The 24,163-nt window shown below is 63.1% G+C and carries 27 protein-coding genes; 13 read left to right on the top strand and 14 right to left on the bottom strand.

Going from position 1 to position 24,163, the window contains the following annotated elements; all coding sequences use genetic code 11:
• Nucleotides 1–54: 54 nt before the first annotated feature.
• The 4 genes from NKH13_RS14510 to NKH13_RS14495 are packed head-to-tail and all read right to left on the bottom strand — an operon-like array spanning nucleotide 55 to nucleotide 4,142.
• On the bottom strand, nucleotides 55–1,242 hold the full coding sequence (locus NKH13_RS14510; RefSeq protein ID WP_352717788.1) for an ABC transporter substrate-binding protein: 1,188 nt from the start codon (nucleotides 1,240–1,242) through the stop codon (nucleotides 55–57).
• A 21-nt stretch (nucleotides 1,243–1,263) separates the two neighbouring features.
• A complete protein-coding gene (locus NKH13_RS14505; protein WP_352717789.1) occupies nucleotides 1,264–2,430 on the bottom strand; it encodes an extracellular solute-binding protein in 1,167 nt (388 codons plus the stop codon).
• Nucleotides 2,427–3,587, bottom strand: coding sequence for a CaiB/BaiF CoA transferase family protein (locus NKH13_RS14500; RefSeq protein ID WP_352912856.1), 1,161 nt, complete (start codon nucleotides 3,585–3,587; stop codon nucleotides 2,427–2,429). Before NKH13_RS14500 ends, NKH13_RS14505 begins: the two co-directional genes overlap by 4 nt.
• Nucleotides 3,588–3,590: 3 nt before the next feature.
• Nucleotides 3,591–4,142: a MaoC family dehydratase gene (locus tag NKH13_RS14495; RefSeq protein ID WP_352660477.1), complete on the bottom strand. Its 552-nt coding sequence runs from the start codon at nucleotides 4,140–4,142 to the stop codon at nucleotides 3,591–3,593.
• A 190-nt stretch (nucleotides 4,143–4,332) separates the two neighbouring features.
• Here NKH13_RS14495 and NKH13_RS14490 point away from each other — a divergent pair, with 190 nt between their 5' ends.
• Nucleotides 4,333–5,430 carry a lactonase family protein gene (locus NKH13_RS14490; protein ID WP_352912855.1) on the top strand — a complete coding sequence of 366 codons (1,098 nt, stop codon included), beginning with the start codon at nucleotides 4,333–4,335 and terminating at the stop codon, nucleotides 5,428–5,430.
• A 7-nt stretch (nucleotides 5,431–5,437) separates the two neighbouring features.
• On the opposite strand, the gene NKH13_RS14485 is transcribed toward NKH13_RS14490, so the two are convergent.
• Nucleotides 5,438–6,151, bottom strand: coding sequence for a GntR family transcriptional regulator (locus tag NKH13_RS14485; protein ID WP_023676076.1), 714 nt, complete (start codon nucleotides 6,149–6,151; stop codon nucleotides 5,438–5,440).
• Between the two features lie 258 nt (nucleotides 6,152–6,409).
• Here NKH13_RS14485 and NKH13_RS14480 point away from each other — a divergent pair, with 258 nt between their 5' ends.
• The 6 genes from NKH13_RS14480 to NKH13_RS14455 all read left to right on the top strand — a co-directional run bounded on the left by NKH13_RS14480 (nucleotide 6,410) and on the right by NKH13_RS14455 (nucleotide 12,395).
• Nucleotides 6,410–7,498: an ABC transporter ATP-binding protein gene (locus tag NKH13_RS14480; RefSeq protein WP_352717795.1), complete on the top strand. Its 1,089-nt coding sequence runs from the start codon at nucleotides 6,410–6,412 to the stop codon at nucleotides 7,496–7,498.
• 36 nt (nucleotides 7,499–7,534) lie between these two features.
• A complete protein-coding gene (locus NKH13_RS14475; RefSeq protein ID WP_023716671.1) occupies nucleotides 7,535–8,824 on the top strand; it encodes an ABC transporter substrate-binding protein in 1,290 nt (429 codons plus the stop codon).
• Nucleotides 8,825–9,078: 254 nt separating this feature from the next.
• Entirely contained in the window at nucleotides 9,079–9,987 is a 909-nt protein-coding gene (locus NKH13_RS14470) for an ABC transporter permease (RefSeq protein ID WP_352912854.1), read from the top strand.
• Nucleotides 9,988–9,991: 4 nt separating this feature from the next.
• The gene (locus tag NKH13_RS14465; RefSeq protein ID WP_352717797.1) at nucleotides 9,992–10,810 is read left to right on the top strand and encodes an ABC transporter permease; all 819 of its coding nucleotides are present in this window, start codon (nucleotides 9,992–9,994) and stop codon (nucleotides 10,808–10,810) included.
• 2 nt (nucleotides 10,811–10,812) lie between these two features.
• Nucleotides 10,813–11,553: an aspartate/glutamate racemase family protein gene (locus tag NKH13_RS14460; protein ID WP_352717798.1), complete on the top strand. Its 741-nt coding sequence runs from the start codon at nucleotides 10,813–10,815 to the stop codon at nucleotides 11,551–11,553.
• Nucleotides 11,554–11,558: 5 nt separating this feature from the next.
• The gene (locus tag NKH13_RS14455) at nucleotides 11,559–12,395 is read left to right on the top strand and encodes a GNAT family N-acetyltransferase (RefSeq protein WP_352717800.1); all 837 of its coding nucleotides are present in this window, start codon (nucleotides 11,559–11,561) and stop codon (nucleotides 12,393–12,395) included.
• A 52-nt stretch (nucleotides 12,396–12,447) separates the two neighbouring features.
• On the opposite strand, the gene NKH13_RS14450 is transcribed toward NKH13_RS14455, so the two are convergent.
• From NKH13_RS14450 to NKH13_RS14425, 6 genes are all read right to left on the bottom strand, one after another.
• Entirely contained in the window at nucleotides 12,448–12,594 is a 147-nt protein-coding gene (locus NKH13_RS14450) for a hypothetical protein (RefSeq protein WP_352717802.1), read from the bottom strand.
• Between the two features lie 108 nt (nucleotides 12,595–12,702).
• Entirely contained in the window at nucleotides 12,703–14,001 is a 1,299-nt protein-coding gene (locus NKH13_RS14445; protein WP_352912853.1) for an NAD(P)/FAD-dependent oxidoreductase, read from the bottom strand.
• The gene (locus NKH13_RS14440; RefSeq protein WP_352717998.1) at nucleotides 13,998–14,981 is read right to left on the bottom strand and encodes a branched-chain amino acid ABC transporter permease; all 984 of its coding nucleotides are present in this window, start codon (nucleotides 14,979–14,981) and stop codon (nucleotides 13,998–14,000) included. The genes NKH13_RS14445 and NKH13_RS14440 overlap by 4 nt, the downstream gene beginning before the upstream one ends.
• Nucleotides 14,978–15,886 carry a branched-chain amino acid ABC transporter permease gene (locus NKH13_RS14435; protein WP_352717805.1) on the bottom strand — a complete coding sequence of 303 codons (909 nt, stop codon included), beginning with the start codon at nucleotides 15,884–15,886 and terminating at the stop codon, nucleotides 14,978–14,980. Before NKH13_RS14435 ends, NKH13_RS14440 begins: the two co-directional genes overlap by 4 nt.
• Nucleotides 15,883–16,632 (bottom strand): ABC transporter ATP-binding protein, encoded by a 750-nt coding sequence (locus tag NKH13_RS14430; RefSeq protein WP_352717806.1) that lies wholly within the window; start codon nucleotides 16,630–16,632, stop codon nucleotides 15,883–15,885. The genes NKH13_RS14435 and NKH13_RS14430 overlap by 4 nt, the downstream gene beginning before the upstream one ends.
• On the bottom strand, nucleotides 16,629–17,429 hold the full coding sequence (locus NKH13_RS14425) for an ABC transporter ATP-binding protein (protein ID WP_352717807.1): 801 nt from the start codon (nucleotides 17,427–17,429) through the stop codon (nucleotides 16,629–16,631). Before NKH13_RS14425 ends, NKH13_RS14430 begins: the two co-directional genes overlap by 4 nt.
• A gap of 127 nt (nucleotides 17,430–17,556) precedes the next feature.
• Here NKH13_RS14425 and NKH13_RS14420 point away from each other — a divergent pair, with 127 nt between their 5' ends.
• Genes NKH13_RS14420 through NKH13_RS14395 form a run of 6 tightly spaced genes read left to right on the top strand, consistent with a single transcriptional unit; the run spans nucleotide 17,557 to nucleotide 21,927 of the window.
• Complete coding sequence (locus tag NKH13_RS14420) at nucleotides 17,557–18,285, top strand: GntR family transcriptional regulator (protein ID WP_352717809.1); 729 nt, start codon at nucleotides 17,557–17,559, stop codon at nucleotides 18,283–18,285.
• On the top strand, nucleotides 18,282–18,770 hold the full coding sequence (locus NKH13_RS14415; protein ID WP_352717810.1) for a DUF3830 family protein: 489 nt from the start codon (nucleotides 18,282–18,284) through the stop codon (nucleotides 18,768–18,770). The genes NKH13_RS14420 and NKH13_RS14415 overlap by 4 nt, the downstream gene beginning before the upstream one ends.
• Nucleotides 18,771–19,130: a TIGR04076 family protein gene (locus NKH13_RS14410; RefSeq protein WP_352717811.1), complete on the top strand. Its 360-nt coding sequence runs from the start codon at nucleotides 18,771–18,773 to the stop codon at nucleotides 19,128–19,130.
• Complete coding sequence (locus NKH13_RS14405) at nucleotides 19,127–20,182, top strand: aldo/keto reductase (protein ID WP_352717813.1); 1,056 nt, start codon at nucleotides 19,127–19,129, stop codon at nucleotides 20,180–20,182. The genes NKH13_RS14410 and NKH13_RS14405 overlap by 4 nt, the downstream gene beginning before the upstream one ends.
• An 8-nt stretch (nucleotides 20,183–20,190) precedes the next feature.
• Nucleotides 20,191–20,619: a DUF4440 domain-containing protein gene (locus tag NKH13_RS14400; RefSeq protein ID WP_352717815.1), complete on the top strand. Its 429-nt coding sequence runs from the start codon at nucleotides 20,191–20,193 to the stop codon at nucleotides 20,617–20,619.
• 48 nt (nucleotides 20,620–20,667) lie between these two features.
• Nucleotides 20,668–21,927 (top strand): ABC transporter substrate-binding protein, encoded by a 1,260-nt coding sequence (locus tag NKH13_RS14395; protein ID WP_352717817.1) that lies wholly within the window; start codon nucleotides 20,668–20,670, stop codon nucleotides 21,925–21,927.
• A 75-nt stretch (nucleotides 21,928–22,002) separates the two neighbouring features.
• On the opposite strand, the gene NKH13_RS14390 is transcribed toward NKH13_RS14395, so the two are convergent.
• From NKH13_RS14390 to NKH13_RS14380, 3 genes are all read right to left on the bottom strand, one after another.
• Entirely contained in the window at nucleotides 22,003–22,920 is a 918-nt protein-coding gene (locus NKH13_RS14390) for a sigma-70 family RNA polymerase sigma factor (RefSeq protein WP_352912852.1), read from the bottom strand.
• Nucleotides 22,921–22,929: 9 nt separating this feature from the next.
• Nucleotides 22,930–23,469: a dihydrofolate reductase family protein gene (locus tag NKH13_RS14385; RefSeq protein WP_352912851.1), complete on the bottom strand. Its 540-nt coding sequence runs from the start codon at nucleotides 23,467–23,469 to the stop codon at nucleotides 22,930–22,932.
• Between the two features lie 141 nt (nucleotides 23,470–23,610).
• Nucleotides 23,611–24,150, bottom strand: coding sequence for an Lrp/AsnC family transcriptional regulator (locus NKH13_RS14380; RefSeq protein ID WP_352452390.1), 540 nt, complete (start codon nucleotides 24,148–24,150; stop codon nucleotides 23,611–23,613).
• Between the last annotated feature and the right edge of the window lie 13 nt (nucleotides 24,151–24,163).

The raw sequence follows: 24,163 nt of genomic DNA, 5'->3' as shown, positions 1-24,163 counted from the left end.
AGCAATCCTGATGGAGAAAGCCGGCACCGCTGTTGCGGAGCCGGCTTTCATATCCTACTTGGCGCAGGCGTCCGGCACCTTCGAATAATCCCAGCCCTTGGTCGGTGCCGGATTGGCGAAGTAGGCATCGAGCCATTCCTCCGGCATCGGGTCCTTCGGCGGGACCGGGAAGATCGAGACGGCGTCTGGCGTCATGCAGTCCTTGTACCAGGCGCCGAGGTCGGCATTGTGCACCGGCGGAATCGGGATCAGCAGCGTGTTGAGCTTGGGCTTCTGTCCATCCAGCATGCGCACGCCGACACGAAACAGCGTCTCGGCCGTCCAGTGCGGCAGCACCGCATGGCCTTCGAAGCGGTATTTGTCGGGATTGGCCTTCCAGTAACCGAGCGCATCGCCGGTGATCGAGCCGGTGATCAGTGGGGCGGGGCGGCCGGCCTCGGCAAAGGCCTCGGCAACGACACGGCTTTCGCTGCCCGTCGTCCACACCGCATCGATCGGCGCCGGATTGGTGGCGATCGCCTGCAGAACCGCCGTCTTGGTGACGTTCGCAGTCCAGTTGCCGTTGACGCTGCGCGAGACCTTGAGCTTCGTGTTCTCGGCCAGTGCCTTGTCGGCGCCCTGGCGCTCCTGCACGACGATCGGGTGACCGGCAATGCCTTCGACCAGAAGCACGCTGCCGCCGTCCGGCATTGCTTTGCCGATCGCCGTCATCATGTCGTAGCCCCAGCGCGCATAGTTGGAATCGACGTTGATGGCATTCGGGCTGGTCACCGACCCGGCTGCCGTGATGAAGGGGATGCCGGCTTTGGCTGCGGCATCGATGGCATCGTCCAGCGCCGTCGCCGAGCCGGGGATCGAGGTGATGATCGAGCATTTCTTGTCGATGAAGGCGCGGATCTGGTTGATCTGCTGACTGGCGTCGTTGTTGGAATCCGACACTTCGAAGCTCGCCACGGTGCCGTCGGCGATCAGCCCGTCGACCAGCCGCTTCAACTCCTTGGTGACGGTGACGCGCCACGGATTGCCCTGGTAGGACTCGGAGTGACACCATTTCCACGGCTTTGGCGGCGGCGTGAAATTATCCCAGGCCGACGGCAGCACCTTCTGAGGCGCGCCGTCATATTGTGCCTTCAGTTCGGTCGGCAATCCAGCAATCACGCCCGAAACGTCTTGAGCGCAGGCTATGGTCGTGACCGATGCAAGTGCGGTTGCGGCCATAAGGCCGCGGATCAGGCTGTTCATGTTCTCCTCCGTTCGGTTGTTTCAGGCTCCTCCGCCGGCAACGCCGGACACCTGCGTCGAAAGATTTTCCCGAAACAGGCGATTGAGATCGGCAACGACGCGAGCGGCATTGTGCCCTTCGCTCAGGCCGAGATTGATGCGATCGGACGCCGCCTGCTGGAACGCCATGTAGCCGTCGTGCCGCGGCCTGACCCAGGCACCTTCGAGCGTGGCCCGCGTGTCCTTGTAGAAATTGCCGGTGGCTGCATTGACGGCGGCATCCTCCCAGGCCGCGGCGTGGCCGGGCTGGCCGCCGGCCGACGCATAGGGGCCGCGCTGCACCTCGCCGCTGGTGATCCAGTAAGCGAAGTCGATTGCTGCCTGCCTGGCCTTCGAAAACGCCGACACGGCAATGCCGGTCCCGCCGAGCGCCGAGCCTTTGGGGCCGGCATTGCCCGCGGCCGGGATATCCGCGAAAGCGAGGCGGTTGGCTCGAAACCCGGCGATGGCATAGGAGACATAGCCATAGATCAGCGGTGCGCAGGCGATCCGCGAGACGGATCCGGCCATTTGCTCCAGAACCGCGATCGGATCCATGTCAAGACAGGCCGGGTCGACGAGGGCCGCGATCTCGCGCATCATCTCGAAGACTTGCTTGCCCGTTGCCGGATCCACATGGTCGCCAGGGCCTTCACCGGCGGGCCGGCCGAGATTGCCGGCAAGCGTGTAGAACACCATCAGCGAATGCGGCGGCCTCAGCGGCAACAACACGCGGCCTTGCCGCGCCAGATCGAGCGCATCGGCCCAGCTCGCCGGCGCAGCCGAAAGCATGTCGGGCCGCCATGCCTGCACCTGGCTGGCCGCGTCGATCGGAAACGCCCACTGCCGGCCTTGCCAGTTGTAGCTCGGAAAGGACCGGCCGACACTGCCCGCCGCAAGTGCTGCACGTTCGGCTTCCCGGCCGGCGACATCGAGCGGCGCCAAGCAATTCTCGGCGGTGATCTGGCCGACATGCGGATGATCGATGACGATCAGATCATAGGTACGGGCCAGTTCCTCGACCGGGAAGGATTCGAAATCCTGCAGCGAGCGCTTGTCCCATTCGATAGTGGCGCCGGTCCGTTCCTTCCACAGCGCCGAACAGGCGACCATTGGGTCATAGCCGCGCGGATGGCTCCAGGTCATGCCTTTGAGCGTGACGTCGCTCACAGCCCGAATTCCTCGCGGATTTTTGCGCTGTGCTCGCCGATGCGTGGCGCGGCCCGCTCGACCTTGGCGCGGATGCCGTCGACCCTGAGCGGCGAGCGCGTGGTGAGGATCGAAACGTCATCCTCGCGCGTCACCGTCTGCAACATGTCGAGGACCTGGAAGCCTTCGCTGGCCATCATTTCCGGCCAGGTCAAAACCTTGGCGCACCAGATGTCGGCGGGCTCGAGGATACCGAGCCACTCATCGACCGTCCTGGTCGCGATTTTTTGCGCGATGATCGCCTTGATCTCGTCGCGGGCGGTGAACCAGGTCGACGGCTGGTCGCGATAGGGCGCAAGCTCCTCGAGCCCGAGGAGATCGGCGAGTTTCGAGATCGGTGTCATCGCGATCGCCAGATAACCGCCCTTGGCCGGATAGACGCCATAGGGCGCAGAGAGATAGGCGTGCGCGCTGCGGAAGCTCGACCGCCGCGGCAGCCGGCGCCCGTCATTGAGATGCGTGGTCAGCACCTCGAACTGGAAGTCGACCAGCGCTTCGAGCAGGCTGGTCTCGACATGGCTGCCCTTGCCGGTCACGCCGCGCCGCACCAGTGCCGCGAGAATGCCTTGCGCGGCGGCGGAGCCCGCCAGCATATCGGCGATCGCCAGGCCGAAGGGCACCGGCCCTTGGTCCTCGTCGCCGTTCAGCCACATCACGCCGGAGCGGGCCTGCGCCAGCAGATCCTGCCCGGGCCGCTTGACCCACGGGCCTTCCTCGCCGTAGCCACTGATCGAGGCATAGACCAGGCGCGGATTGATCTTGCGCACCGCCTCGTAATCGAAGCCCAGTCGTTCGATGACGCCGGGCCTGAAATTCTGGATCAGCACGTCGGCCTTGGCCAGCAGGCCGCGCAGTGCCGCAAGATCGGCCTCGTCCTTCAAGTCGATTGCAAGGCTTTCCTTGGCGCGGTTGATCGCATGGAAAATGGTGGAATCGCCGCCGATCTCGGTGTCGCTGAGATAGAGCCGGCGCGACAGGTCGCCGCCATCCGGCCGTTCGATCTTGATGACGCGGGCGCCGAGGTCGAGCAGTCTGAGCGAGCAGTAGGGCCCGGACAGGAACTGGCTCATATCGACAACGATGAGCCCGGTCAGCGGCAGTTCGGCAATGGCAGCCATTGCCTATTTCTCCGTCTTGCCGGCGAAATCGGCCGGATTGCGGTACTTCACCGTCTGCAGGTGCTCGCAATAAAGCACGAGCTCGCCTTCACCCTTGAAGACTTCATAGCTGGCGCGGATCAGCCCCATCTCCTTGTATTTTGGCTTCTTGTCGAGGTTGGAGCGGATCGAATAAATCGTGTCGCCGATGAACACCGGCTTGATGAAGCGCAATTTGTCGTAGCCATACGAAAAGGCGTTGATGCAATTGGTGGCGACGAGCCCGAGCCCGGCCGAGAACACGAAGGCGCCAGCGACCAGCCGCTTGCCGAAAATGCCTTCCGTTTCGGCAAACATCTGGTCCTGCACGTATGGATGGATGTCGAGCACCAGCGTGTTGAAGAGATGGCTGTCGCCCTCGGCAATGGTCCGGCGCAGCGAACGGATCTTCTGGCCGACCGGCCAGTCTTCGTAGAACCAGTTCTCCGCGTTCCAGACGGGAAGGTCGGCGTGATCCCTAGGCATGTTGGCGGGGTGTGTCGATGCCACGCCAACGGTCGGCGCGAAGCCGCTCATGACGACTTCCTCTGGGAGCGGGAATCGTCCATCAGGGCGCGCCGCAGACCAGCGAAATGCATGATCGATCCTCCCGTCAATCTTCTTTTGTGAATAGTATTTTCACATATGGGGTTGTGTTGCAAGCGAGTCTCGGCGAAATTTTGCCTGCTCCGTCGCGGCCAATGCCGGCGGAACAAGGGAGGAAGTGATGCAGAATGCCTGTCTGGTTTTCGTCGGCAGCCTCAATCGCGACGCGCCGTATTTTCAGGGCGCGCGCGGCATCGGGCTGGGTGTCTACAGTTTCGACGAAGGGACGCTGCAGACGAAGAAACTGGCCGAGACGGGAGACATCGACAATCCCACCTTCCTGTCGGTGACGCCGGACGGCTCCCACATCTATCCCAATTCAGAAGTGTTCACCTGGCGCGAAGGGGTGGTCTCGGCCTACCGTTTCGACAGGCAGACCGCCACGCTGTCCTACATCAACAAGCAGCCGACGCTGGGCAGCATCACGGCGCACAACACCATCACGCGCGACCGGACGAAGCTGCTGGTCGCCAATTACGGCATGGGCGAGGGCGGCCCCGATCGCTCGGTCGTGGTCTATGGGTTGGGTGAGAATGGCGGCCTGACAGCGCCGTTGTCGAGCGTTGCCCATAGCGGGACCGGACCGGACCCGGCCCGCCAGGAGCGGCCGCATGCCCATAGCGTAACCGAGACGCTTTCCGGCGGCATGGCGATCGTCGCCGACCTCGGCATCGACCGGCTGGTGTCCTACCGCATCGGGCCAGACGGCAGCCTGACGAAGCTCGCCGAGTCGGAGCTTGCGCCGGGCGCGGGTCCGCGCCATTTGGCGCTGCATCCGGGCGGCCGCTTCGTGTTCGTCATGAACGAGCTGGATTCGACGGTCGTCTCGCTTGCGCTGGACGAAGGATCAGGCAAGCTTACGGTGATCGACAGCAAGCCGGCCGTGCCGCCCGAGGCGCGCGACGGCAATCACTGCGCCGACATCCAGATCTCGCCTGACGGCCGCTTTCTCTACGGCTCCAACCGCGGCCATGACAGCATAGTGGTGTTTTCGATCGACCAGCAAACCGGCAGGCTTGCCCTTGTCGGCTATACGCCTTGCGGCGGTGCCACGCCGCGCAATCTGGCACTGACGCCCTCGGGCGGCCATCTGTTCTCGGCCAACCAGAATGCCGACCGCATCTCGATTTTCGCCCGTGATGCCGCAACCGGCCGGCTGAGCGACACCGGCCGCTCCATCGACATCGGCACACCGATGTGCGTGAGGATCGTGCGTTGACGTGATCTCAGAACTCGAGCGCCTGCCTGAGTGCCGGGCCGCTCCTGACGCGCAGATCGAGGTCGGCTTCGATATGGTCGATGTGGTGCAGCATCAGCGCGCTGGCGCGTTCGGCATTGCCATTTTCCAGCGCCTCGAGGATCTGCGTGTGTTCGTTGTGGCCGCAGCTCGAGATGCCCGAGCGGCCATAGAGTGCGATCACCAGCGATGAACGAGCGACCAGCTCCTCCATGAAGCGCTGCAGGATGACGTTTCCCGCGACCGACGCCAGAAGCAGGTGAAAATCCCCCGACGCCTTGATCTCCGATCGCCTTGCGTTCGGTCCGCGTTCGGCGATGAAACGGCCTTCTTCGTCGAGCTGGGCCTTGAACGCGGCGACATGTGCCGGCGTCATCCGTCCGGCGGCGGCAATCGCGATGCCTGGTTCGATGAGGCGGCGCGAAGCAAAAACCTGCCGCGCCTCCTCCGGCGACGGATTGGCGACGAAGGCGCCGCGATTGCGCTCGGTACGCACCAATCCCTCGAAGGAAAGCATCTGCAGTGCGGCGCGCGCCACGGTGCGACTGACATCGAACAGCGTGCCGACTTCGCCTTCGGAAAGCTTGGTTCCCGGCGCCAGCCGGCGATCGACGATCGCGTCGCGCAACTGGTCGCGGATCGCCTGCGCGCGATCCTCGTTGGCGGCCTCGATAGCAGGGAAAGTCTGGTCGGCAATGTTCATGGCGGTGATCCTGCGTACTTCTACCCTGAATCGCATCGCTTGGACGAGAGACAAAGTGAATACAGGGATGAAAAAGATTGCATACGATTTTTGCGAGGATCGGCGGCAATCGCCTATAATTTGTGCATTGCACAAGGATGCCGTATCGGCAGCCACGTAGATGCAGCCCCGATTTCTTCGAGGATTCAGTCGGTTGGTGCGGCGGCGCGCAACTGGCACGCATGATGCTTTGGCTAATCCGACCAAAGGGGAAGCTGGATGTCCAAAGCCGCCGAAATCGACATTGTGTCCGTTTCGAAAGTCTATGGCGCGACGACTGCTGTCGAAGGGATCAGCCTGAAAATCCCTGCGGGAACCTATTGCTGCCTGCTCGGTCCCTCCGGCTGTGGCAAGACCTCGACGCTGCGCATGATCGCCGGGCACGAGAGCATATCGAGCGGCGACGTGCGTCTCGGCAACACAGTGGTCACCGACCTGCCGCCGGCCAGGCGCGGCACCGCCATGATGTTCCAGTCCTACGCACTGTTTCCGCATCTCGACCTGATCGACAATGTCGCGTTCAGCCTGAAGATGAAAGGCGTCGGCAAGGAGGAGCGCCGCGCCAAGGCACTCGACATGCTGAAGCTGATGCAGATGGAAGCCTATGCCGGCCGCCGTCCGGTGCAGCTTTCCGGCGGCCAGCAGCAGCGCGTTGCTCTCGCCCGCGCGCTGATCACCGATCCCGAGGCGCTGTTGCTCGATGAACCGCTCTCGGCACTCGATCCGTTCCTGAAGATCCGCATGCGGGCCGAACTGAAGAAGCTGCAGACGTCGCTCGGCATCACGTTCGTCCACGTCACCCACAGCCAGGAAGAGGCGATGGCACTGGCCGACCTGATCGTGGTCATGAACGACGGCCGTATCGAGCAGGCGGCGCATCCCCGCATCGTGTTCGAGCGGCCGGCCACCGCCTTCGTCGCTCGTTTCATGGGCGACCACAATGTCATCTCCGGCCGCGTCAGCGGCAGTCGCGACGGCATGGTCGTTTTCGACGTGCCCGGCGGCGTCGCGCTCGCCGCGAGCGGGCAGGGCAGGGAGACCGGGGAACCCATCGACATCGCCATTCGCACCGACCACGTGCGCATCGGTGAGCCGCCGGCAGCCGGGCTCGGCTTCACCGGCATCGTTTCAAACGTCGAGTACCGCGGTTCGACCGTGAAGCTCTCGGTCAATGGCGCCGGCATCGAGGATTTCACGGTGATCGTCGACGACACCAGCTTCTTCGCCAGGCCGGTTGCTGTCGGCGACGCCGTGCCGATCGCCTGGGACGCTGAGGACGCGATCGTCCTTGGCCGTCTCGATTCCTGAAACCCAGCATAACCAATCAAAACAGGGGAACTGAACATGACCAACACCACCGACAAGAAGACTGGAATATCGCGTCGTTCGCTGCTCAAGACAGGTGCCGCCGCCGTCGGTTTCGCCGCCGGTTCCGGCGCCATATCAGGCTTTCCGACCATCTGGGCGCAATCGAACATCACGCTGCGCCAGTTCGGCACCGGCGTGTCCAACCTCAATGCCATCGCCGACAAGTGCAAAGCCGACCTCGGCATCACGCTGGAGATGACGGCAACCGATTCCGACGCCGCCGCGCAGCGCGCCGTGACGCAGCCCGACAGCTACGACATCGCCGACATCGAATACTGGATCTGCAAGAAGGTGTTCCCGACAGGCGTCCTGCAGCCGATGGATGTCACCAAGCTGAAATATTACGACGAGCTCGTGCCGCTGTTCAAAACCGGCAAGCTGACGCCGGACAGCGTCATCGCCCAGGGCACCGCGCCGCATACGGTCGGTTACGTCGAGGCGCAGGACAGCAAGGTCTTCGCCAAGGCACCGACCAATTGGTTCACCATGGTGCCGACGATCTACAATGCCGATACGCTTGGCATCCGCCCCGACCTCGTCGGCCGTGACATCACCACCTGGGCCGACATCATGGATCCTGCCTTCAAGGGCAAGACCGCTATCCTCAACATCCCGTCGATCGGCATCATGGATGCGGCAATGATCATGGAAGCCACAGGCAATATCAAATATGCCGACAAGGGCAACATGACCAAGGAGGAGATCGACAAGACAATCGACTTCCTGATCAAGGCCAAGCAGGACGGCCAGTTCCGTGCCTTCTGGAAGTCCTTCGACGAAAGCGTCAACCTGATGGCTTCAGGCGAAGTGGTGATCCAGTCGATGTGGTCGCCGGCCGTGGCCGCGGTCCGCTCCAAGGGCATCGCGTGCCGGTTCCAGCCGCTCAAGGAAGGCTACCGGTCCTGGGGTGGCGGGCTTGGCCTGGCAGCCCATCTCTCCGGCGCCGAACTCGATGCCGCCTATGAATACATCAACTGGTACACGTCCGGCTGGGTTGGCGGCTATCTCAACCGCCAGGGCTATTACTCGGCCAACATGGTGTCGGCCAAGAAGTTCATGTCCGAGGACGAGTGGGGCTACTGGATCGAAGGCAAGCCGGCAAAGGGCGATATCCTGTCGCCGGACGGCAAGGTCATGGAAAAGGCCGGCGCCGTGCGTGACGGCGGCTCGTTCGAAGAGCGCATGGGCAAGGTCGCCTGCTGGAACTCGGTCATGGACGAAGACCGCTACATGGTGAAGCGCTGGAACGAGTTCATCGCTGCTTGATGCAGCCGGGCAACAACTGAGATGCCTCATTCCTTCCCACCCCCCTCTGTCCTGCCGGACATCTCCCCCGCAAGGGGGGAGATTGCGCCGTCATTTCTGCTTTCGCCAATCTCCAAGGTTTCAAAAGGAGAGCCAGCGGCGAAATTGCTGATCTCCCCCCTTGCGGGGGAGATGTCCGGCAGGACAGAGGGGGGTGGGAAGGATCACGGTTTGCCAGATTATCGGCCTTGTGCGACACCTTTGGGCTGTTCCAGATGACAGTGGCACTCGATCAGCCCGCAACCATTGCCACAAAGCCGGCCAGACATAAGCGCTCCTTTGCCGGCGTCGCACCCTATCTCCAGGCGGCACCGCTGGCGCTGATCCTCGGCGCGTTCCTCCTGCTGCCGATCCTGATGATCGCCGTGGTCTCATTCTGGGACTACGATTTCGCGGCGATGTATCCGGATTTCCTGACCACCAACTACGCCGACACGCTCGGCTCCTGGGTCACCTGGAAAACCTACCTGAACACGCTGAAATACGCCGCCATCGTCTGGGCGCTGACGCTGTTCATCGGTTTCTGGGTCGCCTATTTCCTCGCCTTCCACATCAGGACCACGGCCATGCAGATGGTGCTGTTCCTTGTCTGCACGGTGCCGTTCCTGACCTCCAACATCATCCGCATGATCTCGTGGATTCCCGTGCTTGGCCGCAACGGCCTGGTCAACTCGACGCTGGTGCAAATGGGGCTGATCCCGAAGCCGATTGAGTGGCTGCTCTATTCCGAATTCGCCGTGGTTCTGGCCATGGTGCATCTCTACACGCTGTTCATGGTGACGCCGATCTTCAACACGCTGATGCGCATAGACAAGTCGCTGATCGAAGCCGCACGCGATGCCGGCGCTTCCGGCTGGCAGGTTCTCTGGAACGTCGTCATTCCGCTCGCCAAGCCCGGCATGGCGATCGGCACCATCTTCGTCGTGACGCTGGTGATGGCCGACTTTTCGACGGTGCAGGTGATGTCCGGCGGGCAGAGCGCCTCCGTCGCGCTAATGATGAAGAACCAGATGTCGCTGCTGCAGTATCCGGCGGCGGCTGCCAACGCCGTCGTGCTCTTGGTGCTGGTGCTGCTGATGGTCGCGGGTATCCTGCGCATCGTCGACATTCGCAAGGAGCTGTGAGGCCATGAGCCGCGACAAGCGCAGCCTTGAATTCTATGTGTTGGCGGCGTTCTTCGCGCTTTTCGTGCTGTTCCTCTACGGCCCGCTTTCGGCGATCCTGATCCTCTCTTTCCAGGGCGAGAATGGCGGTCTGACATTCCCGCTGAACGGCGTCTCGCTGCACTGGTTTGCCAACCTGTTCGAGCGCCAGGCGGTCGGCGACTTCGGCGGCAGCTTCAGGCGCTCGCTCGTCCTTGGCCTGATGGTGATGGTGGTGACTGTTGTCGTGTCGTTGCTTGCCGGCCTCGCCTTCCGGCAGAAATTTCGCGGCGCAACCGCACTGTTCTATCTGGCCGTCGCCAGCCTCGTCGTGCCCTCGATCATCATCAGCCTCGGCATTGGCGTCGTCTTCCAGCAGATCGGCTTCCGCCCCGCCTGGTACACGTCCGCTTTCGGCGCCCATCTGACCTGGACCTTGCCTTTCGGCGTGCTGATCATGTTTGCTGTCTTCAACCGGTTCTCGCCGGCCTATGAGGAAGCCGCGCGGGATCTCGGAGCATCGTCCTGGCAAACCTTCGCCCATGTCGTGTTGCCGATGATCGCACCCAGCCTGATCGGCGTCGGCCTGTTCGGCTTCACTCTGTCATATGACGAGTTCGCCCGCACGCTGATGACCTCGGGCACGTTCAACACGCTGCCGCTCGAAATCTACGGCATGACGACCAATGTGACGACACCGGTGCTCTATGCGCTGGGCACAGTGACGACCGTGTTTTCCTTCCTGGTGATCTTGCTGACGCTCGGCGCGATCGTCTATGTCGGCCGCCGCCGCGAGCGTGCCTGACAGTGCAGATCCTCGTCGTCAATCCGAACACCACCGCCAGCATGACCGAGACTATTGCGGCGGCGGCCCGATCGGTCGCTGCTCAATCGACGACGATCGTTGCCGTCACCTCGTCGATGGGACCGGTGTCGATCGAAGGCTATTACGATGAAGCACTTGCCGTGCCCGGCCTGCTGGTGGAGATCGCTGCCGGCGAACGCTCGGGCGCACAGGCTGCGATCATTGCCTGTTTCGACGACACCGGCCTCGATGCCGCGCGCGCCATGGCCAACATTCCGGTCATCGGCATTTGCGAGGCATCGCTCAGCACGGCCTCGTTCATCGCCCAGCGCTTTACCGTCGTCACCACCACTGGACGTTCGCGCGTGCCGGTCGAAGGGCTGGTGCAGCGCTATGGCATGGCGGGGCGCGCGCGCGTGCGCGCTGCCGATATCCCGGTTCTTGCCCTCGAAGATCCGGCGTCCGGCGCACTCCCCAGGCTGCGCAACGAGATTGCGCGCGCCATAGACGAGGATCGCGCCGAGGCGATCGTGCTCGGCTGCGCCGGCATGGCCGATCTGGCGGCGGCGCTGCAGCGGGAATTCGGGCTTCCAGTCGTCGACGGCGTCGGCGCGGCGGTGAAACAGGCCGAGGCATTGATCGCGCTTGGCCTGACGACATCCAAGCGCGGCGCCTATGCAAGCCCATTGGCAAAGCCCTATCATGGCGCGTTGAAATCCTTCGCGCCTGGTGCCGCCGAGTGATCGCAATGCCCCGAACGATCCGAACGCTCGCGCTTGAAGAAGTGCAAACCCTTGTCGATTGGGCGGCGGCGGAAGGCTGGAACCCCGGCCTCGGCGACGCCGCGCTGTTCCAGGCAGCCGACCCGCAAGGCTTCATCGGCGCCTTTGTCGACGGCGAACTGGCGGCCGGTATTTCGGCCGTTGCCTATGGCGACGATTTCGGCTTCATCGGCCTCTACATCTGCCGGCCGGACAGGCGTGGCCAAGGCCACGGTAAGGCCGTCTGGGATGCCGGCATGGCGCGGCTCGGCAACCGCACGATCGGCCTCGACGGTGTCGTCGAACAGCAGGCCAACTACCGCAGCATGGGTTTTGCATCGGCCTACCGGACGGTCCGGTGCATGGGGTCGCCCAATGTCCCGGCAGCTGCCGGCAACGACATTCGCGCCATAGGGCCGGAGCTCGTGCCGGACATACTGGACTATGACCGCCGCTTCTTTCCCGGCCCGAGGCGATCCTTCCTGGAACACTGGCTGCGCCCGCCGCATATGGCGCTTGCGATCATCAAGGACGGCGCCATTGCGGGATACGGTGTCGCGCGCCAATGCCGGGACGGCTACAAGATCGGCCCGCTCTTTGCCGACGATCTGGACGCGGCAAGCCATCTCTTTACCGCGCTCGCGCACATGTCCGGTCCTGGAAACGTCCATCTCGACGTTCCCGAAACCAGCGGACAATTTGCAGATTTGCTGTCGTCCGCCGGCCTTCAACCGGGCTTCGAGACCGCTCGAATGTACAAGGGAAGGGCGCCGCAGCTCATGCAGTCCGGGGTTTTTGCGATAACGACGCTGGAGTTGGGGTGAGGCGGTGCAGCCGACGTCTAGCGCGCAAGGTCGAGCAACAGGAATACGTGGTCTATTTTTCCTGAACTGAAATGCCGGTATCGTCGATACGAAGTTCCACGCCTTTCGGCTTAGTCTCCTCGCGATAAACGTAAATGCCCAAGGCAATGACGGCGACGACCAAAGCGCCGATGATGAGATAAAGATAGTTCTGCTTCATCCGCTGTCGTTAACAACATGATTTGAGCGAGTCTAGCAGTTCGAGATCAGGACGGCGGACGGACACGCACGATCAGCCCGGTAATCCTAAGCGCGCGGCGAGGGCGAGCTAGCCTGCCTCGTCCAGCCGGTCGCGCAGCATGCTCCAGGGGAGCAACACGTTTGGCGCATGCCGCATCAGGCTACGGAACGGGATTGGCGACGGCGGTCCAAACGGTAGCGGCAAATCCTGAGGCTTTGTTCCATCAGCCCAATCCGCAAGCACCTTGCCCATGGCAGTGGTCATGGCGATTCCGCGCCCATTACAGGCAAAGCCCGCGATCAGGCCGGGGCCGAGATCGACGAGGTGTGGCAGGAAGTCGGGCTCGACTGCAGCCATCCCCGACCAGCTGTATTCAAGCGGCGGGATTTCCTGGAGATGGAGCTGCTTCGCTAGCCGCCGCCAGATCGCCCGCGGCACCCGCGTGTCGGCACCGGGGCCAAAAACATGCATGCCGCCGGTGATCAGCCTGTTTCCGCTGTCGAAGCGGAAGGTGAAAAGATTGCGCCTGGTGTCGCCGACGCCTTGCCCGCCCGGAAGCAACCGGGTGCGTACTTCGCGCGGCAGCGGCGCCGTCGCGATCTGGAAGATTTTCAGCGGGATGTAGGTTCGCTGCAGCGTGCGCTCGAGATGTCCGCCATAGGCGTTGGTGGCGATCAACACTTTTCCGGCGCGCACCGAGCCGGAGGCCGTCTTCAAAACCCAGCCATCCCCTGTGCGACCGATCGATGCAACGCGCGTATGCTCGAAGATGCGTGCTCCGGCTTTTTCCGCCGCGTCGTCCAGCCCGCGCGCATATTCGACCGGGTTGAGGACACCGCCCAACCTGTCCATCCAGCCGCCGAGATAGCCGCGAACACCGGTCAGCTCTTCGACCGCCTGACTATCCAGCCCAACAGTCGGTCTTCCGCGTCGTGCCCATTGCTCGGCGCGCGATCTGGTCTTTTGCAAAGCGGCCGGCGAATGGGCTGGTTGTATCCAGCCGCTCTGGACGGCATCGCATTCGATGGCATGCCGCTTGATCAGGTCGAAGACGAGGTCGGCGCTGCCGGCGGCGAAATCGACAAGGCGTTCGCCGCGTTCGGGTCCGAGCTGGGCAATGATATCGTCCGGGTCCCGCTTGGCAAAATTCGGCACCACGAAGCCGGCATTCCTGCCGGTCGCGCCCCAGGCGATGAGTTCCGCTTCGAGGACGACGACCGAGATGCCTTTTTCGGCGGTGTGCAGCGCTGTGGAAAGGCCCAAGAATCCGCCGCCGACAACCGCCAGATCGACATCGAGTGGGCCTTCGAGGGCGGGCCGTTCGCGGCGATTGCGGCCGACGGCGTGCCAGAGGGAAAGGCCGGAAGACCCGGCAACGTCGATCATGACGTTGTTCCGCTCTCACCCGTAGTCACTCGGACACGCTTGCCGAAGCTTGGACGCCGCGGCCTGCCGCCGAACAGGCCATTCGGCCTGACCAGCAGGATGACGCACAGCATCACGCCGATGGCGACGATCTGCAGCGAGGCGGCGCGGGCCTGTTGTTCGGGCGAGAACAACATACTGGTCAAGGCTCCTGATCCGGCCCATATCGCCCAGACCAGGATGCTGCCGGTGACGGCGCCGATATTGCTGCCGGAGCCACCGACGATCAGCATCACCCAGACCTGGAAAGTCAGCGCCGGCAAATAATTGTCCGGAGCGATGAAGCCGGTGAAATGCGCCTGCAGCGCACCGGCAAGCGCCATGATGGCGCCGCCGACGGCAAAGGCCTGGACGCGGTAGAACCGCGCGCTTTTGCCCAGGGATATCGCGGCCCGCTCATCCTCGCGAAGCGCCTTCAACACGCGCCCCCACGGGCTGCGCGACAGATGCTCCAGCGCGAGATAGACGATCAGCGTCACTACCGAGACGACGGCAAGGTTCGACAGATTGAACAGCAACGGCGTTTCGGCGAGGTCGCCGAAGGGACGCGGGATGAAGCCGATGCCGAACGGGCCGCCGGTCAGCGTCTGGGCATTGAGCGCTACCAGTTGCACGACGACGGCGACGCCGAAAGTAGTGATCGCCAGATAGTCCGATCTCAGGCGCAGCGTGGCAATGCCGGTAATGGCGGCCGCGACGCCGCCAACGACCATTGCACCGAGCCAGCCGACAAGGATAGGCAGACCGAAGCCGCCCAGTCGCGCGGCATCGTCGGGCGTGGTCAGCAACGCCGAGGTGTAGGCGCCGATGGCAACGAAGCCGGCGACCCCGACATTGAAAAGCCCGGTCAGCCCCCATTGCAGGTTGAGCCCGAGCGTGATGAGCGAAAAGATCAGCGCGGTGGTCAGGAAGAAGGCGCCGTAGCCGAGCAGATCCATCAGCGTTCCCTCACTCCGAAAAGGCCGATGGGCCGCACGAACAGCACCGCCATCAGGATGATGAACGAGACGGCCGCCCGCCATTCGGCGCCGATCAATTGCACGGCACCCGCTTCGGCCAGACCGATGATCAGGCCGCCGAGAACGGCCCCGGGCACGCTGCCGATGCCGCCGAGGATGGCGGCCGCGAACATCGGCAGCAGCATCTCGAAACCCATGAATGGGCGGATCTGGATGAGAATGCCGATCATGACGCCGGCGACGCAGGCCAGCGCTCCGCCGATGATCCAGGTGACGCGCACCACCCTGGCGACGTCGATGCCGACCATGCGGGCAAGTGCTGCGTTCTGGCTCAACGCCTGCATCGAGCGGCCGGTCTGGGTCCGCGTCATCAGGAGATGCACGCCGAGCACCAGAACGGCGGTCAGCAGCAGCAGCGCGATCTGGTCGGGGGTAATGCGAATGCCGAAGCCTATCGGCATCGCGATCTGGATGGCCCGGCTGAAATAGGTCGGACGCGAGGTGAAGATGAATTCGAGCAGGCTTCTCAGCGCCATCGAGGCGCCGAAGCTCGCCATCACCACGATGATCGCCTGGCCCTTGGCTCGCAGCCGCGCGAACAGCACCATGTCGAGCGCTAGCGCCAGCAGGCCGGTGGCCGCCATGCCGATGATGAGCGCGGCGATCAGCGGCCAGCCGAAGGAGAGGGGAGCGATCGGCGCGATCTTGCCGAACATCGCGCCGATGGCGCCAACCACGGCGAGCGTCGCATAGGCGCCCCAGGCCATGAAGTCGCCATGGGCGAAGTTCGAGAAGCGCAGGATTGAATAGGTGAGTGTCACGCCGATGGCGCCGAGGCCGATCATCGAACCCGCAAGCAGTCCGTCAACGACAAATTGCAGGTTCATGCCGCGCCTCCTTTCCCAAGTTTGGGGCGGCGCTGGCCAAGGTAGAGCTCGGCGACGACAGGATCGTTCCAGAGCTCGGAGGCGATGCCCTGGTGCCAGTCCTTGCCCTCGACCAGCACATAGGCGCGGTCTCCAATGGTAAGCGCTGCCTTGGCGTTCTGTTCGACCAGCAGGATGGTGACGCCGGACTTGCGGATGCCGGCCAGCATCTCGAACACCATCGCCACGAATTTCGGCGACAGGCCGGCCGACGGCTCGTCGAGCACCAGCACCTTGGGATGGACGATCAACGCCCGCGCGACCGCCAGCATCTGCCGCTGTCCGCCCGAGAGATTGCCCGCGGCCGTTCTGCGCTGACGGGCGAGATCGGGAAAGGCCGCATACATTTCCGCGATGCGGGCAGGGACCTCGCGCGGCTTCAGGATGCCGCAGGCGACCTTGAGATTGTCCTCGACGGACATCAGCGGGAAGATGTTCTCTGTCTGTGGCACGAAGGCAAGGCCAAGGCGGACCATGGTGTGGGCGGGCGACGCCGTGATATCTTTGCCGTCCAGCAGAACCGTGCCGCCGGTGACAGGGACAAGGCCGGCGATCGCCTTGATAAGGCTCGACTTGCCGGCGCCGTTGGGACCGAGAACGACGACGATCTCGCCTTGGTCGACGGTGATCGAAGCGCCGCGCACGATCGGAACGCCAGGCTCGTAGCCGGCTTCGAGATCGCGGACATCAAGTACCGTTTGTCTCATGCCGCGCCCCCGAGGTAGGCCTCGATGACGCGCGGGTCGCGCGCCACCTCGTCCGGGGTGCCTTCGCACAGCAGTTGCCCGCTCGCCATGACCAGCACGCGGTGGCACAGCCGCGTCACCATGTCGATATTGTGCTCGATCAGCAGGAAGGTGATGCCGCGCGCATTGATGTCGCGGATGCGGTCGATAATGATCTCGAGCAGGGTTGCGTTGACCCCGGCCGCCGGCTCGTCGAGCAGGATGATCGCCGGGTCGGCCATCATGACGCGGGCGAGTTCGAGCAGCTTGCGCTGGCCGCCGGAAAGCACCCGCGCCGGTTCATGTGCGAGGCGGGCAAGCGTCACGAGTTCGAGCAGCTCGATGGCCCTCGTCTCGGCCGTCCGCTCTTCGGCGGCGACCCGCCGAGGTGTCAGGAAGTTGGCGAGCAGTCTTTCGCCGGCCTGTCCCTGCGCGGCCAGCATGACGTTTTCGATCAGCGTCAAGTTGGGCAGCGGCCGAGGAATCTGGAAGGTGCGGCCAAGGCCGCGGCCGATGCGGCGATGGGCTGCCTCTCCCGAAACGAGTACGCCATTGAGAAAGATTTCGCCGCTGGTCGGCAGGATGCTGCCGGCCAGCAGGTCGAACATCGTCGTCTTGCCGGCACCGTTCGGGCCGATAAGGCCGAGTATTTCGCCCGGCTGGACGTCAAACGAGACATTGTTGACCGCGACAAGGCCGCCAAAACGCCGGACGACATTTCTGGCTGTCAGAACCGGCGTACGGGTGTCCGCCCTCTGTTGTGCGGTTGTGTCACTCATGGAACCCTCTGGCCGAAAGCGATCGTCGCCGCCTTCTGGTTTTGATTTGTGATCACACTTGCTTTGATCACGCTATTCGGCTTTAATTTCTTCCGCAAGCCGAAAACGGCCAAGACCGGGACTGCCCATGCAGAAGGCCGCCATCGAACGGAACAACGAAACGCTCGCAGCCCAGCTTACGCCGGTCGGCCGCGAGACTGTGCAGGATCGCGTCTATTCGGAGCTGCGTCGCGCCTTGATCGGCGGCCTTTTTGAGCCGAGCCAGGTTCTGACCATCCGCGGCCTCGCCGATGCGCTGGTCACAAGCACCATGCCGGTGCGCGAGGCGCTCGGACGGCTGATCACGGAAAAGGCGCTGGAGGCGCTTCCCAACCGCTCCGTGCGCGTGCCGCCGATCACGCTGGAGCGTATCGACGATCTCTTGCGCGCCCGCTCTTTGATCGAGGGCGAAGCGATCGCGCTGGCCGCCACGCGCATGAACCCGCGCCAGATTGCTTCGGTCGAGGCCATGCTCGGCGAGTGGGACGAGATGCGGGCGCTGAAGCACAAGAAGGACATCGACCGCGAGGCGACGCTCAACCAGAGCTTCCACTTCGAGATTTACCGCTGCTGCGGTTCCGCCGTGCTGATCCCGATGATCGAGAGCCTGTGGCTGCAATCAGGACCCTGCATCCGCGTTGCCATCTATGCCTTTTCGGATGCCGGCGAAGTCGATACCGCCCACTACCATCGCAGCATCGTCGCAGCGCTTGCGAGGCAGGATGCGCAAGCGGCGCGCGAGGCGCTGGTGGCCGACATCAGCCGGCCCTTCGCCTTCCTGCGCGACAAGCTGCAATCGGCGAAAGGCCAGACATGACCATGCCCGCTATCAGGATCACCGAGCCACGCTCGGAGCTTTCGGTGACGGCGCTGCTGTTGCCTGAAAAGGCGCCCGACAACGCTGCCTTCCTGCTGGCCTATCTCGACAAGCCGCGCGTCGTTGCCGGCATCCATGCGATGTGGACGGGGCCGGAAATCTCCTGCCCGGTTCCATCAGCGGATATTGAGGGCCAAGCCTATGCCAGGCCGTTGCCGGCGGAGAATGCAACGCTGACGCCGCAGCCGGGCGACATCGTGCTATCCTACGTGCCGCCCCGCATGTGGGGCGGCAGTCCGAATGCGATTTTCGACATCGGCTTGTTTTATGGCCAGGGGGCGCGCCTGCTGTTCCCGATCGGCTGGCTTGCCGGCAGCGTGGTCGCGCAGGTGCGTCCCGAGGAGCGCGACCGGTTCGCCGCCACCTGCGGTGTGATCCGCCGCAACGGCGCTTGCGATATCACCTTCACGCGTGTGGAGATCTGAATGGCCGGACCAGACGACAGTTTTGAACTCTTCGACCTTCGCGTCGAGGCGGTCATTCCTGAGGGCAAGCCGATCTATTGCGGCGCCAAATCAGGTGATTATTTCGAGCTCAAGGGTGAGATGCTGTCGATGCCGGCGGGGCAGGGTTTTTCGATCTATTCCATCGCGGCTGTGTTGCCGCTTCTAGCAGCAAAGCAGCGCCCGACCCACAGGAACGACTGGATGACGTCGGACGCCGAGATCGCCTGTCCCGATCCCAATTGCGCCAGCCGGCTGCGAATCGTCAGGACCGGCAAGCGGCGGTTCAGTCATTCAGAGACCACGGCGGTGCCGCTGCCCAGGGAGAGTGACCAAAGATGACCGCCAAGGCATTCGAGCTCAGCCCCGGCTACACGATCTCGCGCGTCATTCGCGGCGGCTGGCAGCTTGCCGGCGGGCACGGCGCGATCGACCGCCAACAGGCAGTGACCGACCTGATCGCCACGTTCGACGCCGGCATCCAGACCTATGATTGCGCCGATATCTATACCGGCGTCGAGGAACTGATCGGTGCGGCGCGGCTGCGGCTTGCCAATGAGCGCGGCCTTGATGCAGCCGCCAAAATGAAGGTTCACACCAAGCTGGTGCCTGACCTCGAAAGGCTTTCCAGCATCAGCCGTGACTACATCAGAGGCATCGTCGACCAGTCGCTGCGGCGGCTGAAGACGGAGCGGCTCGATCTGGTCCAGTTCCACTGGTGGGATTATGCGCTGCCCGGTTACGTCGATGCGATGGGTTGGCTCAACGACCTCCGGCTCGAAGGCAAGGTGCGCAATGTCGGCACCACAAATTTCGACACGCCACATTTGGCCGACATCCTGGCCGCTGGCGTGCCGCTGGTCAGCCAGCAGCTGCAATATTCCGTGCTCGACCAGCGGCCGGCCAACAGCCTTGCAGCACTCGCGAAGCAAAACAGCGTCAGTTTCCTCTGCTATGGTTCGGTGGCGGGCGGCTTCCTCAGCGAAAGATGGCTTGATGTCGTTGAGCCGCAGACGCCGCTCGAAAACCGATCGCTGGTCAAATACAAGCTGATCATCGATGATTTCGGCGGCTGGGAGCTTTTTCAGGAGCTGCTTCGCGCACTGAAGGCCATCGCAGACCGCCACGGCGTCGACATCGCCACCATCGCCAGCGCCTGGGTGCTGGAGCAGCCGCAAGTGGCGGCCGTCATCGTCGGCGCCCGCAACCAGGCGCACGCCCTTGCCAATGCCAGAATCATGGACGTCGCGCTCGATGCCGAGGACCGGGCGCGGATCGCTGCCGTGATCGCGCAAAGCCGCGGGCCCCTGGGCGATGTCTACACGCTGGAGCGCGACCGCCACGGCCGCCACGGCTCGATCATGCACTACAATCTGAACGCGGGCCGGATATGAGCGCGGCAATGGACGAGAAGTCCTCTCTGTTTTCCCGCGCGAGCGCCGAGGTCGTCGATCTCCACCGCTTCTTCGTCGACTGGTTCGTTGCAGGGAGCGCGGACAGGGCGGATTTCAGCCGCTTCGAACGCGTCATGAACGAGGGTTTCTGCATGGTTGCGCCGGACGGCCAGATCCTCGATCGCGACGGAGTGCTCGACCACGTCAGGGCAAGCCGCGCTACCTGCGATGACGACTTCACTATTTCGATCGAGGATATCCGGGCCGGCTGGCAGGCCGACGACGCGATCGTCGTCTGCTACGTCGAAACACAGCAGCGCGCCGGCAAGCACAGCCGCCGTCGCTCGAGTGTTGTTTTCACCACCAGTTCATCGGCGCCCAACGGCGTTGAATGGCGACATCTGCATGAAACCTGGCTGCAGATGCCTGAAGGCTGAACAGGCTCAAGACATCAATGAGAGTCGTGTAACGAAAGGGGAACAACAATGAAAAAGACCATACTTCAGATCACCACCGCGCTGGCTCTGCTGACAGCGGCCGGCGCAGCGCAAGCCGCCGACTGCAAGATCACCGTCGGCCTCGTCATGGAACTGACCGGCCCGGCCGGCGAATACGGCCAGGCAGGCGCCAAGTCGGTCGAGATGGCCTTCCGCGACATCAACGATGCGGGCGGCGTCCGCGGCTGCGATCTCGCGACCGATACCCGCGACAGCCAGAGCCAGGGCAACATCGCCGTCGATGCCGCGACACAACTCGTGCAGGTCAAGAAGGTGCCAGTGATCATCGGCGGCATCATCTCCTCGGTGTCGATCCCGATCCTGACCTCGGTCACCGCTCCGGCCAAGATCGTCCAGGTCTCGCCAGCCTCTTCGTCGCCGACGCTGACCGCGCTCGGACGCGACGGCAAGACCAACGGCATTTTCTTCCGCACCATCACCTCGGACGCGCTGCAGGGCGTCGCCGCCGCCAAATACGCCATCGACAAGGGTTTCAAGAAGCTGTCGGTCATCCACGTCAACAACGACTTCGGCGTCAACATGGTGGCAGAATTCTCGCGCGCCTATAAGGCGCTCGGCGGCACCATCGTCTCCGACACGCCCTACAATGAAAAGCAGTCGAGCTATGCCTCGGAGGTGACCGCGGCGATGGCCGGCGAACCGGATGGGCTTTATCTCGTCAGCACGCCTGTCGACGGCGCGACCATCGCCCGTACCTGGATTTCGCAGGGCGGTGTCCAGAAATTCCTGCTCAATGACGGCATGAACAGCCCGGACTTCATCGAATCCGTTGGCGCTGACTATTTGAAGGACGCCTATGGCACGTCCTCGGGCACCAGCCCGACCGCATCGACCGAATATTTCACCAAGAACTACAAGGCGTTTTCGGGCATCGAACCTTCGAACCCGGCGGCCGACCGATCCTATGATGCCGGCGCCATTGTCGGCTTGGCCATCGCCATTGCCGGCTCCGAGGATCCGGCCAAGATCAAGGATGCGATGTACAAGGCAGTCGACCCGGCCGGCACGCCGATCTATGCCGGCAAGGACGAGTTCGCCAAGGCGCTCGGCCTGATCAAGGAGGGCAAGCCGATCCGCTACGAAGGCGTCATCGGTCCGGTCGCCTTCGATAAGTATGGCGACATCACCGGCCCGTTCCGGCTCTGGAAGATCGTCGACGGCAAGGTGACGACCGACGGCGAAATGACGACGGATGACGTCAACGCCTTGCAGGCGAAGCTTCAGTAGACTGCCTATGTCTTGTCCGGCATCGATCCCATTTCATTGAGGTTGATGCCGGACACTTGCAGGTCCTGCTGCCGGTTAGGCCGGCCTGGAAACGACTACCGCACCAGCCGCCGGCATGATCCAGGGGCAGGCATAGTAATCAGTGATGCGATTTATGATCCCGCCGGCGGCTTCGATCCGAACGGGATGGGCCGGCTTCCAACCGTCTTCGCCATGGTGGAGCACGAGCAGCACCGCCTCGCCATCAATCTCGCCAATCGCTATTTTCCAGGCCGTCGAGGCTTTTTCGTATTCGACGAAGTAAGGTGATTCCGACAGCCTGCCCTTGAAGCAATCCGCGACCCGCAATTGTGCGTCGGCGCTGGTCAACGCCCGTACCCCGTCCCAGTCGCGGCGGTTGAACAGTTCGACGTAGCGCCTGAGCAATTCCAGAAGTTCCGGATCGCTTTTGGGCTCCGAACGGACGATTGGCTCGCCCGACAAGGCGGCCAATTTCGAGCGGCCACGGTTCAACGCAGCCTTGACGCCACCCACGGTCGAGCCGACGAGATCGGCGATCTCGTCCAACGAATAGTCGAATACATCCTTGAGCAGGACGCAGGCGCGCTCCTTGGGCGGCAGGTGGATCACCAGCCGCTCGATCGCGCGATCCGCGCCCTGGCCCGCCGGCTCGACCGGCAGGATGATCTCGTCCTCGACGAAATTGGCCTCAGCCTGCTGGCGGACCTGCCGGCTTCGCAGGAAATCGATGCAGCGATTATGCGCGATGCGAAACAGCCAGGGGCGAAGGGCGCTCGCATCGTCCAGCTTCTCGATCTTCCGATAGGCCTCGAATAGCGCTTCCTGCATGACGTCTTCGGCGTCAAGCGCCGAACCGGTCATGCGTGCGCAGTAGCGGTGCAGCCGTCCACGCAAATGCGCGACCGTCTCCAGGAAGCCGGCGTAGCGGACGTCGAAAAGCCGGGTCGGGTCAAGTCTTGGCTGCATCTTCATGGTACACGATCATAGCGGGACATAGGTCAGCGTAATCACGCCGTTCTTGAAACGGTGCGTATCTATAAGCTCCAGCTTGACCAGGGACGGGTCGACATCCTGGAAAGCGCGTTTGCCTTGGCCGACGCGGGTCGGCACGATCGAGAGTTGATACTCGTCGACAAGCCTGTTGGCGAGCAGCGTCTGGTCGAGATTGCTCACTCCATACTTCAATATGTTGCCGCCGGTTTGCTGCTTGATCCTGGCGATTTCGGCAGCGACGTCGCCTTCGATCAGCGACGCGTTCCAGCTCACTGCCTTGAGGCTGCGCGACGCGACGAGCTTCTTCAGCCCGTTCATGCGGTCCATGTACTTGCTGCCTTTGACCTGCGGCCAGCGCGCCGAAAACATTTCATAGGTGACGCGGCCGAGCAGGAAAAAATCCGCCTCGCCGGCCTTTTCATAGGAGTGCTCCTTCATCTCCTCGTCGAAGTAGGGTGACGCCCATTCCATTGGTGCCTCGATGACGCCGTCCAGCGAAATGAAGCTGCCCACGATCAATTTTCTCATCGCGTGTCTCCGGTTGCGCAACAGACATCCCGTCGCACCCAAGGAACCGGCGAAAACGAAACCGACCCGATGGATGACCACAGGATGCAGTGTCTAAGACGTTCCCGGTTCGACTTTGGATACGCGTTAGGATCGTTTGAGTTAATAGAGTGGCTTGGCCATGTGCCGGGGCGTCGGCCACTCCGTCGTAATCCCCGGCTGCACCGGCCGCTCGAGATAGGTCGAGAGCACGACGTAGCTTCGCGTCGAGGTGACGCCGGGTGTTTCGTAGAGGCGCGACAGCAGGCCTTCGAGTGCCCGCGTGTCCTCGGTGCGGACCTTGATCAGCATGCATGTGTCGCCGGCCACCGAATGGATCTCCTCGACTTCGGGGTGTTCGGAGATTGCCATCAGCTCGGGCGTCTTTCCCCACCCCTTGGTGTCGATATGGACGAAGGCAAGCAGCGGCTTGTGCACCGCCTTGGGATCGATGATGACCGCGGTGTTGCGGATGGCGCCGCTGCGCCGCAGGCGCTTGACGCGTTCATGGGCTGCCGGCGGTGAAAGGCCGACGCGGTCGCCGAGCTCGGCATAGCTGATCGTGGCGTCGTCGACCAGAACGCCTAATATTTTTCGGTCGGTTGCATCGATATCGCGGGCGGCAGGCCTGTTCTGCGGAATGCCATCTGTTTCTTCATCCATATTAAAATTCCCG

Source organism: Mesorhizobium sp. M1348, assembly GCF_040317925.1.
Lineage (GTDB): Bacteria > Pseudomonadota > Alphaproteobacteria > Rhizobiales > Rhizobiaceae > Mesorhizobium.
This window is presented reverse-complemented; position numbering and strand designations above follow the sequence as displayed.

Coding starts and splice junctions, on each gene's coding strand:
- NKH13_RS14510 (WP_352717788.1), bottom strand. CDS start 1,242: ATGAACAGCCTGATCCGCGGCCTTATGGCCGCAACCGCACTTGCATCG.
- NKH13_RS14500 (WP_352912856.1), bottom strand. CDS start 3,587: ATGGCTGCCATTGCCGAACTGCCGCTGACCGGGCTCATCGTTGTCGAT.
- NKH13_RS14495 (WP_352660477.1), bottom strand. CDS start 4,142: ATGAGCGGCTTCGCGCCGACCGTTGGCGTGGCATCGACACACCCCGCC.
- NKH13_RS14490 (WP_352912855.1), top strand. CDS start 4,333: ATGCAGAATGCCTGTCTGGTTTTCGTCGGCAGCCTCAATCGCGACGCG.
- NKH13_RS14485 (WP_023676076.1), bottom strand. CDS start 6,151: ATGAACATTGCCGACCAGACTTTCCCTGCTATCGAGGCCGCCAACGAG.
- NKH13_RS14480 (WP_352717795.1), top strand. CDS start 6,410: ATGTCCAAAGCCGCCGAAATCGACATTGTGTCCGTTTCGAAAGTCTAT.
- NKH13_RS14475 (WP_023716671.1), top strand. CDS start 7,535: ATGACCAACACCACCGACAAGAAGACTGGAATATCGCGTCGTTCGCTG.
- NKH13_RS14470 (WP_352912854.1), top strand. CDS start 9,079: ATGACAGTGGCACTCGATCAGCCCGCAACCATTGCCACAAAGCCGGCC.
- NKH13_RS14465 (WP_352717797.1), top strand. CDS start 9,992: ATGAGCCGCGACAAGCGCAGCCTTGAATTCTATGTGTTGGCGGCGTTC.
- NKH13_RS14455 (WP_352717800.1), top strand. CDS start 11,559: ATGCCCCGAACGATCCGAACGCTCGCGCTTGAAGAAGTGCAAACCCTT.
- NKH13_RS14450 (WP_352717802.1), bottom strand. CDS start 12,594: ATGAAGCAGAACTATCTTTATCTCATCATCGGCGCTTTGGTCGTCGCC.
- NKH13_RS14445 (WP_352912853.1), bottom strand. CDS start 14,001: ATGATCGACGTTGCCGGGTCTTCCGGCCTTTCCCTCTGGCACGCCGTC.
- NKH13_RS14435 (WP_352717805.1), bottom strand. CDS start 15,886: ATGAACCTGCAATTTGTCGTTGACGGACTGCTTGCGGGTTCGATGATC.
- NKH13_RS14430 (WP_352717806.1), bottom strand. CDS start 16,632: ATGAGACAAACGGTACTTGATGTCCGCGATCTCGAAGCCGGCTACGAG.
- NKH13_RS14425 (WP_352717807.1), bottom strand. CDS start 17,429: ATGAGTGACACAACCGCACAACAGAGGGCGGACACCCGTACGCCGGTT.
- NKH13_RS14420 (WP_352717809.1), top strand. CDS start 17,557: ATGCAGAAGGCCGCCATCGAACGGAACAACGAAACGCTCGCAGCCCAG.
- NKH13_RS14415 (WP_352717810.1), top strand. CDS start 18,282: ATGACCATGCCCGCTATCAGGATCACCGAGCCACGCTCGGAGCTTTCG.
- NKH13_RS14410 (WP_352717811.1), top strand. CDS start 18,771: ATGGCCGGACCAGACGACAGTTTTGAACTCTTCGACCTTCGCGTCGAG.
- NKH13_RS14405 (WP_352717813.1), top strand. CDS start 19,127: ATGACCGCCAAGGCATTCGAGCTCAGCCCCGGCTACACGATCTCGCGC.
- NKH13_RS14400 (WP_352717815.1), top strand. CDS start 20,191: ATGGACGAGAAGTCCTCTCTGTTTTCCCGCGCGAGCGCCGAGGTCGTC.
- NKH13_RS14395 (WP_352717817.1), top strand. CDS start 20,668: ATGAAAAAGACCATACTTCAGATCACCACCGCGCTGGCTCTGCTGACA.
- NKH13_RS14390 (WP_352912852.1), bottom strand. CDS start 22,920: ATGAAGATGCAGCCAAGACTTGACCCGACCCGGCTTTTCGACGTCCGC.
- NKH13_RS14385 (WP_352912851.1), bottom strand. CDS start 23,469: ATGAGAAAATTGATCGTGGGCAGCTTCATTTCGCTGGACGGCGTCATC.
- NKH13_RS14380 (WP_352452390.1), bottom strand. CDS start 24,150: ATGGATGAAGAAACAGATGGCATTCCGCAGAACAGGCCTGCCGCCCGC.